Origin of the sequence: Robinsoniella peoriensis (assembly GCF_000797495.1) — a bacterium.
Classification (GTDB): domain Bacteria; phylum Bacillota; class Clostridia; order Lachnospirales; family Lachnospiraceae; genus Robinsoniella; species Robinsoniella peoriensis.
The window spans coordinates 294,654-307,550 of the sequence record NZ_JTGN01000007.1 but is presented as its reverse complement, the minus strand read 5'-3'; the positions used below and the strand labels follow the sequence as shown (position 1 = coordinate 307,550).

Annotated in this window: 11 protein-coding genes; 2 read left to right on the top strand and 9 right to left on the bottom strand. The window is 38.7% G+C overall.

All coding sequences use genetic code 11. The features are described 5' to 3' along the window. Nucleotides 1-17 precede the first annotated feature (17 nt). The 7 genes from polA to QR40_RS16185 form a co-directional block, all read right to left on the bottom strand. Complete coding sequence (polA, locus tag QR40_RS16210; protein WP_044295980.1) at nucleotides 18-2,660, bottom strand: DNA polymerase I; 2,643 nt, start codon at nucleotides 2,658-2,660, stop codon at nucleotides 18-20. Between the two features lie 12 nt (nucleotides 2,661-2,672). After that, complete coding sequence (locus QR40_RS29945; protein ID WP_052377798.1) at nucleotides 2,673-3,287, bottom strand: zf-HC2 domain-containing protein; 615 nt, start codon at nucleotides 3,285-3,287, stop codon at nucleotides 2,673-2,675. Nucleotides 3,288-3,678: 391 nt separating this feature from the next. After that, nucleotides 3,679-3,834, bottom strand: coding sequence for an AgrD family cyclic lactone autoinducer peptide (locus QR40_RS31420; RefSeq protein ID WP_141728589.1), 156 nt, complete (start codon nucleotides 3,832-3,834; stop codon nucleotides 3,679-3,681). Beyond that, nucleotides 3,818-4,390, bottom strand: a complete 573-nt coding sequence (locus QR40_RS16200) for an accessory gene regulator B family protein (RefSeq protein WP_160295823.1) — start codon at nucleotides 4,388-4,390, stop codon at nucleotides 3,818-3,820. Before QR40_RS16200 ends, QR40_RS31420 begins: the two co-directional genes overlap by 17 nt. 152 nt (nucleotides 4,391-4,542) lie before the next feature. Continuing rightward, nucleotides 4,543-5,853: a sensor histidine kinase gene (locus tag QR40_RS16195; RefSeq protein ID WP_044295978.1), complete on the bottom strand. Its 1,311-nt coding sequence runs from the start codon at nucleotides 5,851-5,853 to the stop codon at nucleotides 4,543-4,545. Further along, nucleotides 5,854-6,564 carry a LytR/AlgR family response regulator transcription factor gene (locus QR40_RS16190; RefSeq protein WP_044295977.1) on the bottom strand — a complete coding sequence of 237 codons (711 nt, stop codon included), beginning with the start codon at nucleotides 6,562-6,564 and terminating at the stop codon, nucleotides 5,854-5,856. It abuts the gene before it with no gap. 256 nt (nucleotides 6,565-6,820) lie between these two features. Next, nucleotides 6,821-7,051, bottom strand: a complete 231-nt coding sequence (locus QR40_RS16185) for an HPr family phosphocarrier protein (RefSeq protein ID WP_027294164.1) — start codon at nucleotides 7,049-7,051, stop codon at nucleotides 6,821-6,823. Nucleotides 7,052-7,293: 242 nt separating this feature from the next. Here QR40_RS16185 and QR40_RS16180 point away from each other — a divergent pair, with 242 nt between their 5' ends. Then, complete coding sequence (locus tag QR40_RS16180; RefSeq protein ID WP_044295976.1) at nucleotides 7,294-8,394, top strand: DUF3810 domain-containing protein; 1,101 nt, start codon at nucleotides 7,294-7,296, stop codon at nucleotides 8,392-8,394. A gap of 107 nt (nucleotides 8,395-8,501) precedes the next feature. Further along, a complete protein-coding gene (locus QR40_RS16175) occupies nucleotides 8,502-9,788 on the top strand; it encodes a S41 family peptidase (RefSeq protein ID WP_081998941.1) in 1,287 nt (428 codons plus the stop codon). Nucleotides 9,789-9,886: 98 nt separating this feature from the next. Here the strand turns inward: QR40_RS16175 and eno are convergent, their stop codons facing one another. Beyond that, entirely contained in the window at nucleotides 9,887-11,179 is a 1,293-nt protein-coding gene (gene eno / locus QR40_RS16170; RefSeq protein ID WP_044295974.1) for a phosphopyruvate hydratase, read from the bottom strand. A gap of 65 nt (nucleotides 11,180-11,244) precedes the next feature. Further along, nucleotides 11,245-12,897 (bottom strand): FAD-dependent oxidoreductase, encoded by a 1,653-nt coding sequence (locus QR40_RS16165; RefSeq protein ID WP_044295973.1) that lies wholly within the window; start codon nucleotides 12,895-12,897, stop codon nucleotides 11,245-11,247.

The window sequence follows — 12,897 nt, the reverse complement described above, 5'->3', positions numbered from 1 at the left end:
GTAATCATATCTCCTATCTATTTAGCCTCATACCAGTTATTACCGGTATGCATATCGATCTCCATTTTTACAGCCAGATCAGCAGCGCCTGTCATTTCAGCCTCTAAAATCTGTTCTACCTGAGCAAGTTCATCCTGAGCTGCTTCAATTAAAAGCTCATCATGTACCTGAAGGATCAATCTGGATTTCAGTCCTTTTTCTTTCAGACTGTTATTTACCCGAATCATAGCTATTTTAATAATATCTGCAGCAGTTCCCTGTATCGGAGAGTTCATCGCTACACGCTCTCCAAAAGAACGCTGCATAAAATTACTGGAATTTAATTCCGGAACAGGGCGTCTTCTGCCAAACATGGTCGTTACATATCCCTCTTTTTTAGCAGCTTCTACGGTTTCATCCAGGAACTGCTTGATTCTGGGATAGGTGATGAAGTATTGCTCAATATATTCCGATGCCTCTTTTCTGGTGATGCTCAGATCCTGACTGAGCCCAAAAGAGCTGATGCCATAGACAATACCAAAGTTTACTGCTTTTGCATTACGTCTCTGCAGATCGGTAACCTCATCAAATGGTATGTGAAATACCTGGGATGCAGTAATCCGGTGAATATCCTGAGCTTCTCTATAGGCATTTATTAAAGTTTCATCTCCTGAGATATGTGCAAGAACACGTAATTCAATCTGGGAATAATCGGCATCTACAAATACACAGCCTTCCTTTGGAACAAAAACTTTACGTATAAGTCTGCCGAGTTCCATACGGATGGGAATATTCTGCAGGTTTGGTTCTGTGCTGCTGATTCTTCCAGTTGCCGCAATGGTCTGATTAAAGGTGCTGTGTATTCTGCCGTCAGAAGAGATATAATTCGCAAGTCCGTCTGCATAAGTGGATTTTAATTTTGTAAGCTGGCGGTATTCCAGTATATTGGTTACGATTGGGAAATCCGGAGCCAGTTTTTCCAGAACATCCGCGGCAGTAGAATACCCGGTTTTTGTTTTTTTGCCATTAGGACATTTTAACTTTTCAAATAAAATAACACCCAGCTGCTTTGGAGAATTGATATTAAACTGCTCTCCTGCCTGCTCGTAAATAGATTTCTCAAGTTCCGTAATACGGATCTGAAGCTGTTCCCCATAGATCTTCAGTGCGTCCGATTCTACGAGAATCCCTTCCTGCTCCATATCAAAGAGTGTATAAACAAGGGGCATCTCAATTTCATCAAAAAGATGATCCATCTTCATTTCCACAAGGCGTTCCCGGATTTTAGGTGTGGAAGCAAAAGCAACATAAGCTGCGTAGCAGGCATAAGTTATCAGTTCTGCTTCCTTATCTTCCGCTGCCGCTGTCAGAGAAATTTTACCCAACAGTTCTGCTTTGGAAGGAACCATCATTTCCAGATACTCTTTGGCAATATCTTCGTATGTGTATGTGTCCTTTAGCGGATTCACCAGATAAGCACCAATGGCTGCGTCAGCAAATTTCGGCTGCTGTTCTCTGGTTACTGCAAGATACCCTAACTGCTCTTTCAGATTAATGGTACTAATGCCCGGGACTGCCCGAATCATTTCATGAATTTTCCCTGTCAGGTAATCTTCGGATATGAATCCCTGAACCGGTATAAAATAAATATCTGCAGTTCCAAAACAGAGTGAACACCCGAAAAGCAAGTTTTTCTCTATAAAAAGCTGTAAGCCTACATGCTCTTTCTTACAGGCATTTGTAAATATCTCTTCTACTTTACCCAAGTCATCAGCTTTCGCAAATGAATCGGTCACTGTATTAGCCGGTGCTTCGCAGTCAAATTTTGAAAGCAGGTTTTTAAACTCCAGACGCTTAAACATTTCAAAAGCCTTCTGGGTATAGAGGTTATGAATTCTTGCACTTTCCAGAGAGAATTCAAGAGGGCTTTCTATGTTAATCGTAGCCAGTTCCTTACTCAGTACAGCCAAATCATAATGATTTTTCAGAGATTCTTTGGCTTTATTCGGTTTCACCTCATCCACATGAGCATGGGCATTTTCAATAGATCCGTATTCAACAATTAATTTTGTTGCCGTCTTTTCACCAACCCCCGGGATTCCCGGTATGTTGTCAGAAGCATCCCCCATCAGTGCTTTTAATTCAATAATCTGAGGGGGTGTAACCTGATATTTTTCTATTACATCTTTGGTATTGTAATCTTCTATTTCCGTACCGGTACGTTTCGTTTTGGGAATGCGGATTTTGATCTGGTCTGTTGCAAGCTGCAGCATGTCCCTGTCTCCGGAAACGATAGAAACCACCAGACCTTCTTTTTCCATTTTTTTTGCAACGGTGCCCAAAAGATCATCTGCTTCATATCCTTCCAGCTGCATCAGCGGAATATCCATAGACTGGAGAACTTCTTTCATCACCGGCACCTGTTGGCGCAGTTCATCCGGCATAGGCTTTCTGGTGCCTTTGTAATCCGCATACATTGTATGACGGAATGTAGGGGCTTTCAAGTCAAATGCCACTGCCAGATAATCCGCGTTTTCTTCGGATAATATTTTAAACATGATATTCAAAAATCCGTAAATCGCATTGGTATGAAGTCCTTCCGAATTAGTCAGGTCGGGAATTCCGTAATATGCTCTGTTTAAAATACTATGTCCATCTATTAAAACAATTTTTTTACTCATAGATATCTCCAATTACTTTTTTGTAGTCTGAATTTCAGTACTCTTATTTTTTGCATTCTTTTTCTTTGTATTCTTCTTTTTTTTATTTGTGGATTTTTCGCTGGCAGAATTGGCAGAACTTTCCGTCTCGGGAGTTTTTTTCACACTGCTCTTTTCACTGCCGGAAGCTTTCTCAGAATCCATAGTTTCAATCTGGTAGATCTGAGGTATATCTTTTAAATTTTCATCGATCTCGGATTTTGGATTGCCATAGACAAATTCATAGATTGTTGTCTGCTGAATCGTTTTATTACTTCCCCACATCTGAAACTGGGTAAAAAGAACGATTAACAGAGCCAGTTCCGCCACAGCCATAAAGCAATGCCGGTAAAAACGCATGATCTTTCTGCGGTGGACACGATGCTCAGAAGAATGCAGGTCATCAACCAGCAGCTTCTGGATATTATAGTTTATATGGCTTTCATCATCCAGACGTTCCAATGCAAAATAGATCGTAAAATAAATCTCAAGTTCTTCATGGCATTCCGGACATTCTTTGATATGCTCAATGAATTTTTCGAGTTCTTTATCATTTAATTTTCGCTGTATATAAGGCAAAATCATCTGCTGGGCAGTTTTACAATCCATATGCTTTCCTCCGAAAGGCAAAATTTAAACTAACATGATTCTAACACACCTTATTCAAAATTGCCATTACAAAATAAAAATGGCCTCTGTAATATCCCAGATAAAGGCGTCTGGCATATTACAGAGGCGTATTATGAAGCCGATTTGATTCTGTTCGTTTATTAAAAAAATTTCCGTACGTTATTATCGCTCATATATATTTATATACACGCGTTCCCCACTTCACGCAGTACTCCCTCAAACGATAACAGTAATCAAATCAGACAGCTTCCGAAAAAGGATAATGAGTTAATAATTGTCTGAACACCAATATATTAACTCATTTTGAAAAAATTACAATAGCTTTTGACTAACTGGATTAGATTCTTGTCTAGTTGGTAATTTTTGAATCCTATTTGGTACTTTTACCATTAGATTTTTTTAAAGCTTCTGGTTTAGATGGCTGGTAAATTCCATACCATGATGGCCAGTCACCACCTTCTAATGCTACAGCATGTCCAGCAGCTGCAACAACTTTTAACAGGTTTTTTTTAATACAGGTTTTCATTTAATCGCCTCCTTTTCAATATTTCTATAATTATTAATATGATAACGGTAACAAGAACAAACAAAACTAAAACAGCGAGTTCATTGAAACCGAATACCCATCCGCAAATGCCCACTACTTCACAAATAAGTACTCTCAATAAAACTTTTCTTTTTATAAGAGGAATTTCAGTAGTGTCTAAAGGGGATTTCAAGTTTTCAATTGGTGAAAACTGCCACATAAAAAGTGGAACATATATGTATGCCAGTACAAAAAAGGCGAAATTAATATCTGTAATTTTAAAAAAACGAACAGATGTCATGATAAATCCAAATACAATAATTAATGAAAAGTTACATCTGAAATAAGAACTTGCGTGGTATCCTCCACTTTGGGTCCGAATCCATGCAAAAATTAAAAACCCGAATAAAGCTAAAAAAATTCTTTGGTAAACAATACCAATTAATAATACCCAGAATATATTGACTGCAGTTGATATTATTAATTCAAAACCATACTGGTATACTTCTTTTTCAGTGCCTTGAATGATCATCTTCCGGACACATAAATCAGTCACCACATTAGCACACTTAGAAATCATAACTTCACCTAAATCCCTATATAAACTTCATAGAATTTTACATTTCTATTGGATTTTACCAATTAATTCTAAAAGTTTCAATACGAATTGACTAATTGGTCTGATTTATCGTCTAACTGGTAATTTGTTTATATTTTCATCATAATATGTGCTATAAATGTATTGTCTTTTTCGTAATATTCTACAATACCTCCGTTCTTGTTTACAGCATCCTCTACATTGAGATGTCCCAGCCCGTGCTTTCCAGAAGAACCTTTTGTAGATATCAACTTTGGATTTTTCTTTAAAACTGATTCCTTAATTGGATTTTTTACAAAAATATTGAAATACCGTTTTTCCTGATACATCTCCAGTGAAATCCATTTATTCTCATTATGCATATTTGCGTCAATTGCATTGTCCAGGAGATTGAATAAAACTATACTGGTATCAACTCCATCCAGCATGCTTGTATCTCCCGCTACTTTGATATCTAAAGGAATACCATATTTTTGACAAACATCCGATTTAGCGTGAAGAACGGCATTGATGGTGTGATTATTGCAGATTTCAGAAGCTGTTGACTGCTGAAGATAAAAGTCTGATACTTTCTTGGCATAATCTTTTACGGTATCATATTTTTCTTCCACTAAAAGTGTTTGTATACAAGCAAGGTGATTTTTATAATCATGACGCATTTTTGTTTCTCTATTTTCAGCATCTTTTATCTGGAACAGCTGTCTCTCCAACTCTTTACATTTCAATTCTGTCAGTTCCATATGCAAAATATCCTGATTTTCCTGACTTAAAGATAAAATGGAATGATAGATATAAATATCAATGATAATAATGCCTATGAGAATGATGAGAGCCTTAAAGTTCATAGCTTCATCTGTCGGATTATTTCTAACCATTAAATATAAGGTTGTATCGGTTATAAAAGATACCAGGAAAACGATTAGAAAGGTAATCCACTCCCGCTTTCTTAGGTTTAGCCTACTACGTTTCATTACGCGTAATATGACTTGTATAAATACGTACAGCAAAACTCTGGTAATGATAAATATCCAGATCATCATATAAGAATCTGATGTTAACAAAGCATCAATACTAATATTAAAAGACATTGCAACTAATTGATATGTAAGTGTATTGATCAATGTAATCATAATAAATGGTGTAAAACAACACAGCATTTGAAGCATTGCCCCGCCGTTTAGAGCCCATCTGCAATATGTCCACAGAACAAAAATTGCAACAATGGGGAGTATCACGTCACTTCTGTAGAATGTTCCTGTAAATTGTGCAATAAGCGTAACAAATATGACGGCTAGCACACCGCCTACTTTACTTGAAGTTGAATCATTTTTATAGTCCAGATATTTAACCAGAAAATATAAAATCAGAAAGTTTTCGATCGGACTGGCTAAGTATTTAGTTACTGTATAAAGTATATTCATTTATCGCCCCCTCATATATGTAATAAACCGCTGTTTTACATCTTTCTTACGGCTTCTGCTCATTGGAAGTTCCATTTCATTTTCCATAATAACAGTGTCGTTTTCGATACTTGAAACATACTTCAGATTCACCATAATGCCATTATGTATTCTGCACAGGCCATTCTTAGCATAGGTTGTTTCAAAATCACGCAGTGATGCCCAGACCTGGAAGGTTTTATCATTGTTGCAAATAATAGCAATTTTTCTGTCTATCTTTTCCATAAATATGATCTGTTTAATTGGAATGAGATGTATGCCGTCAGCATCTGTAATCTCAAGTACCTGATTCTCATCTGTGTTCAGATCAAGAAAGCCATTCAAGACTTCCGGCAGTTCTGTGTCCATATACTCTTTTCTTATAAATTGAAACGGGTGATACTTAAAAGTATCGAAAACCAGATTTGCATGACTGGTTACAAAGACAATGCGGTTGCTGATTCCTGACTGATAAAGCTGTGATGCAATTTCCATGCCTGAGATGTCCGGCATATCAATATCCAGAAAAATTAGATCTGCCTGATTTTCAGATACAAATGCAAGCAGATCATTTCCGTTATATTTTGCAGTTAATTGATAATCTTCATTAGTATCAGCCATCTGACTAACTATGATATTTTTAATTTTCTCGGCAATAATGGGTTGATCATCACATATGACGATATGAAGCATAAAATTTCTCCTTTGTTCCTTCTATTAATTTATTCTTATGTATATAGTTGGTTGTCCTCTTTGGACTACCAGCGCATGTTTTAAAAATAAACATACTCTAGCTTATCATACCTATTATTTTAGGGTTTGTCCACAATTATTTCAAGGTACGGGCACGGTCCCGCTGTATAAAATTATAAACGCAAAAAATAAGAATGCCGATCTGATTATGTGCCGTCTATAGAACATTAATCAAATGACATTCTTATTTCTACTACTAATTGCATAAATATTCGGCAACATGGACTAACAATTCATTGCAATCATCGCCATGGATCTGCATCTCAATATTAGTGGAATTACTCAGCGTAAATGCACTGACCAGGGATTTCGCGTCCACCACGTAGTGTCCACACTTTAAATCCACATCATAATCATAACTGCTTACAATATTTACAAATTTAATGATGTCCTCAGGACTCTGAAAATTAACGGGCATCTTTGTCATCAGTTTACCTCCTTTCCATCTTTTGTATGTTATCATTATATTACTCTTTCTTTTGGTTCCACAAGAGTAATATTTTATGATTTTTAGTACTTTTTTTATCACATTTGCCCATAAAATATGGTAGGGTTAATGGTAAAAATTAACATGTAAACATTGTATGAACATTTCTGTTTTTTGTAGAAAAATTTGTCGAATTTTGCTAAAATGTAATTATTAGAATTTTTGTGATAGGTGGGCAAATTATGGGAGAAATTGGAGTAGATGACAACAAAAAACTGTTACAATTATTTGGAAGTATGTTATTATACGTTTTTAGCCTCTTTTTGCTATTTCTGGCAAAAGAATACAAAGGATTTGCAGAATGGTATTCGGCAACGATTTATCCGGTCCTGGTCAACTGTATCGGGCGATTGGAATCCATATTCCCGTTTTCTTTGGTAGAAATATTTCTCTATATCGCTATCATCGTCTGTGTCATTAGTATTTTCATATTTATTTTGCAAGTAGTCCGCAAAAAGAAAAAATTATCGCATATTTACATAGGCCTTTTATATCTGGTTCATGGAGCGGCTATTCTATTTTTTTTATATACCATTAACTGCGGCATTAATTATCAGAGAGTTTCCTTTTCACAGCATAATGGTTTTGAGGTTGTTTCCTACACTTCTTCGGATCTGGCTATCCTGTGTGAGGACTTAACCGTAGAAGTAAATCTGTGGGCAGGAATGGTGAAACGCAATACGGAAGGTATCTGTATTGTTGACACAACCGTACAGAATCAGGCAGTAGAGGCTATGAAGATGGTCAGTAAAGACTATATCGGATTGTCGGATTATTATCCAAGACCTAAAAAATTGTGGGCATCCGGTATTTTATCCGTTCAGAATTTAAGCGGCATCTACTCGCCTTTTACGATTGAGGCAAACTACAATGGAGATATGCTTCCTTATAATATCCCATTTACTGCGTGCCATGAACTCTCCCACTTAAAAGGATTTATGCAGGAGGATGAAGCAAATTTTATAGCATATCTGGCATGTGAAAAATCGGATGTACCGGAATTTCGTTACAGCGGCAGCCTTACCGCCTGGATATCCAGCATGAATGTTTTAAGCAAGTCGGATAAAGAAGCCTACAAAAGAATCCGCAGACAGATTAACCCCATTGTAGAAGCAGACCTTACTGCCAATAATAGCTTTTGGAAACGCTATGATACAAAAGTGGCAAAGGCAGCTGTAAAAATGAATGATACTTATTTAAAAGCGAATGGTCAGTCGGACGGTGTGAAAAGTTATAACAGAATGGTAGATTTGATGGTAGGATATAAAGTGTTTTTTAAGTAATTTACATTGACTCTGTTGATAAATCCTTGTATACTTAAAATATTTAACGGGTATAGTTAATAGGAACGTACCATACTGAATATAGAGAGTGCAAGGAGGACAAAACATTGGAGGATAAGAACAGAGATCATAAAAATTCTTATTGGAAAGGCATTATAACAGGCGCCGCAGCGATGGGGATCATCTGTATAATGTCTTTATTGATTTATACGAACAGCAAGGCCTGGGATTCCAGATCTGTCGCGGGTGAAACCAATGGGGCACAGCAAACTGCCGCTAAAAGTGAGAACGGGACAGAATCCGGAAAAAAAGAAGAACTGGATGTGTCCCGTATATCAAATAAGATCAGCACTATTCAGAATTTAATCGACAAGTATTATTATTTTGATGAGAATAATGAACAGGTTGAGGACTGGATATACAAGGGGATGCTGTATGGGCTGGACGATGTCTATTCTGCTTATTACAATAAAGAGGATTTTGAATCAATGAAAAAATCTTCTTCCGGAAATTACTGTGGAATTGGAGTACTGGTTAACCAGCACTATATAACAAAACAAGCCAGTATTGCTAAGGTCTATGAAAATAGTCCGGCAGAAGGCGCTGGAATATTAGTAGATGACATTATTATTGGTGTAGACGATATAAATGTTTCAGGAACCGAGTTAAACAAGATCGTTGAAATGATATCCGGGGAGGAAGGAACCGATGTTAAGATTACGGTTTACCGTAAATCGACAGATGAAACCCTGGAATTAACCATGAAGCGTCAAAAAATAAAAGTAGACACCATTACTTATAAAATGCTTCCGGATAAAGTCGGGTATATTGCGATCAGTGAATTTGATGAAGTAACGGTTGAACAGTTTAAGAATGCAATTGATGATTTAGAGAAACAGGGAATGGAAAAAATTGTTTATGACCTTAGAAACTGTCCCGGCGGACTTCTTGACAGCGTGGTTTCCATGCTGGATTATATTCTGCCGGATGGATTGATCGTATATACGGAAGATAAACATGGCAGCCGCCTTGATGAAATATCCGGTCAGGACGGGCATGAAGTAAAACTTCCAACGGTCGTGTTAATGAATGGAAATTCAGCCAGTGCGGCAGAAGTATTTTCAAGTGCAATCCGGGATTATGAATGGGGTACATTAGCAGGAACTACTTCCTTTGGCAAAGGAATTGTACAAAATGTTATTCCTCTGGAAGATGGCACAGCCGTGAAACTTACCATTTCCAGCTATTTCACAAAAAGCGGCTATTCCATCCAGGGTAACGGACTGGAACCGGATGTGGTGATAGAAGCAGATGAGGAACAGGCAAAAGAAGCGAATGTTCCATTGAAAAAGGATAAACAGCTTCAGGAAGCATTGAAGATATTTGATAAATAACAGATAAGAAGCAGATAAAGCATCGGAAAACCAAATGCAAAAGCAGGACTAAATGGCATAAAGCCGTTTTACTCCTGCTTTTTTTGTGTCAATAATATTTAGTGTCTGTTAAATGCATGAATACCGGGATACACTGCTTCATTACCAAGTTCTTCTTCAATACGGAGCAGCTGATTATACTTGGCAACTCTCTCGCTTCTGCTTGGAGCTCCGGTTTTGATCTGACCGGTAGAGAGGGCGACTGCAAGGTCAGCAATAGTAGTATCTTCCGTTTCTCCAGAGCGATGGGAAGCAATTGCCGTATAACCTGCCTGCTGTGCCATTTTGATGGCTTCCAGTGTTTCCGACACCGTTCCAATCTGGTTTAGTTTAATTAAGATGGAATTTCCGCAGCCCAATTCAATACCCTTTTTCAGACGCTTGGTATTCGTTACAAACAGATCATCTCCCACTAACTGAACCTGGCTTCCCAGTTCTTTTGTAAGGAGCTGCCAGCCCTGCCAGTCTTCCTCGTCCAGCGCATCCTCAATGGAATAAATGGGGTATTTATCACAGAGCATTTTCCAATGCGCAATCAGTTCCTGGGAGGTGAATTTCTTTTTACACTTAGGAAGCAGATAAATTCCGCTGGTTTCACCTTTCCATTCACTGGCTGCTGCATCGATCGCCAGCACAAAATCTCTTCCGGGTTGGTATCCTGCCTCTTCTATTGCCATTAGAATATACTGAATAGCTTCTTCATCGCTGGCAAGATCCGGTGCAAATCCACCTTCATCCCCGACAGAAGTAGCAAGGCCTCTGGATTTTAATATGGATGCCAGTGTATGAAAAACTTCAGTACACCAGCGAAGCCCTTCCTTAAAACTGGAAGCGCCAACCGGCATGATCATAAATTCCTGCACATCTACCGTATTGGAAGCGTGTGCACCTCCATTTAAAATGTTCATCATAGGCACCGGCAGTTTATTTCCGGAGATGCCGCCAAGAAACTGATATAGAGGCATTTTAAGTGATAAAGAAGCAGCGCGTACACATGCTATGGAAACGGCAAGGATCGCGTTGGCGCCCAGCTTTGATTTATCTTCTGTCTGGTCTGCTGCAATCATTGCGCTGTCTATTTTATAAATGTCACCGGCATTCATATTTGAGAGGACCTGATTTATGATTTCATTGATATTCTGAACTGCTTTTTGAACCCCTTTTCCTTTAAAACGGGTCTTATCATTATCTCTAAGTTCCAGTGCTTCAAAGATTCCGGTTGAGGCTCCGCTTGGAGAAGCACCTCTTCCTATGGTTCCGTCTTTGAGATGAACTTCCGCTTCTACTGTTGGGTTCCCCCTGGAATCAATGATTTCCCTACCGATTACTTTTTCTATTTCTAATTGATTCATACCGCACCTCTTTCTGACCATAACTGATACAGTAATAACCTGCCAGGCATTACTGTATCAGTATATTAACTGTTTTCATCTATAAGACCAAGAATTTCCTCGATGCTCTTTTTCCCAAAATAAGCATGCTCCTGATTGATTATCATACAAGGCACGCTCATGATCTGATAATCTTCTTTGAGCTTCGGAAAATGATTCAGATCAAAAATATCACACTGGACATTAGCATTCTCAATGGCGATTCTGCCTGCAGCCATAACTAAGTCCGGACACATTGTGCAGGATAAGGAGATGGCAATATCTATTTTAACCGGTTCGGATATAGCCCGTATCTTTCCCAATAGCTGCTCATCAATCATCTGTCCCGGCCCTGCTGCATTATATAAAGTTACAATAAAAGAATTGAATTCGTGTCCGCCCGGGACACCATGAAACCGGAATCCAAGAGATAATCCGGAACTTTCATATAAGTCTATGGACGGTGTCAGTGGTATGTTTGCATCCTGTATGATTTCAGTTTCGATCCAGGAAGTCAATTCCGCCATTTCCTGTACAAATCCTTCTGCTTCCCGTGATATAGGAGTTTGATCCAAAAATGCTTTTAATCGGATCTGTCTGGTAAACTTTTCAAATAAAGGTTTCAGCTGACTTCTCATGGTAGCAGGAATAAATGCTCCATCGGAATGGGATTCTTCCTGTTCCGGATGGTTATTTGCTTCCCTTGACGCGCTATCACTCGTGTGGGCTTTTAACGGTATCGGAATCGGTGGTATATTTTTTCGCTCATGGACTTCCGAAACATACTTTTCCAGAGAAGTAGCGGCTTTGGCGCCGTCTGCAACGGCTGTCACTACCTGGCGTAAATTTTTTACGCAGATATCTCCTGCGCCGTAAACACCGTCTATACTTGTTTTATGGTTCATATCGGTGATCAGATAACCATGCTCATCTATATCAACAATATCTTTGAACAGGCTGTTTGCGGGGGCATACCCTGCAAATACAAAGATACCAAAAGAACTGCCGTCCTCCGGTTCAAACCGTGTGGTTTCCCCGGTCTGGCTGTTGTATAGCAATGCATATTGAAGTTTGTCTGTTCCGCCTGCTTCTTTAATTTCTGTATGAAACAATACCTTTATCTTTTCGTAATTCGCTAATTCATCTGAAACTGATTTGGCACAGGAAAAAGATTCCCCCCGTACCAGAATAAGCACCTGCCTTGCATATTTGGTTAGAAACATTGCTTCTTCTACTGCAGCAAAGCCTCCGCCTGCCACCAGAACATCTTTTCCGGTAAAAAATTCTCCATCGCAGGTAGCACAGTAAGCGACCCCTCGGCCCTGAAACTCCTGTTCGCCTGGGAAACCGATTTTTCTGGGAGATGCGCCGGTTGCAAGTATAATACCCAGGGCCCGTTTCTCTCCCCGGTCAGTTTTAACCCTTTTGATATCTTCATTCAAATCTAATTGTTCCACATTTGCCAGAAGAAATTCTGCACCAAATGCTTCTGCTTGTTTTCGCATTCCTTCGGTCAATTCACTGCCGCTGATACTGGGTATGCCGGGATAGTTCACTACTTCTGAAGTAATGGTTATCTGTCCGCCAAATTTTTCTTTTTCTATTATCAGTGTCCGGTATCTAGCGCGGGCCATATAGATAGCGGCAGAGAGGCCTGCCGGCCCTCCGCCTACTATAATTACATCATATAACTCTTCCAT

Excerpts from the sequence above, each read along its gene's own strand:
- polA (WP_044295980.1), bottom strand. The coding sequence starts at position 2,660 with ATGAGTAAAAAAATTGTTTTAATAGATGGACATAGTATTTTAAACAGA.
- QR40_RS29945 (WP_052377798.1), bottom strand. The coding sequence starts at position 3,287 with ATGGATTGTAAAACTGCCCAGCAGATGATTTTGCCTTATATACAGCGA.
- QR40_RS31420 (WP_141728589.1), bottom strand. The coding sequence starts at position 3,834 with ATGAAAACCTGTATTAAAAAAAACCTGTTAAAAGTTGTTGCAGCTGCT.
- QR40_RS16195 (WP_044295978.1), bottom strand. The coding sequence starts at position 5,853 with ATGAATATACTTTATACAGTAACTAAATACTTAGCCAGTCCGATCGAA.
- QR40_RS16190 (WP_044295977.1), bottom strand. The coding sequence starts at position 6,564 with ATGCTTCATATCGTCATATGTGATGATCAACCCATTATTGCCGAGAAA.
- QR40_RS16185 (WP_027294164.1), bottom strand. The coding sequence starts at position 7,051 with ATGACAAAGATGCCCGTTAATTTTCAGAGTCCTGAGGACATCATTAAA.
- QR40_RS16180 (WP_044295976.1), top strand. The coding sequence starts at position 7,294 with ATGGGAGAAATTGGAGTAGATGACAACAAAAAACTGTTACAATTATTT.
- eno (WP_044295974.1), bottom strand. The coding sequence starts at position 11,179 with ATGAATCAATTAGAAATAGAAAAAGTAATCGGTAGGGAAATCATTGAT.
- QR40_RS16165 (WP_044295973.1), bottom strand. The coding sequence starts at position 12,897 with ATGGAAGAGTTATATGATGTAATTATAGTAGGCGGAGGGCCGGCAGGC.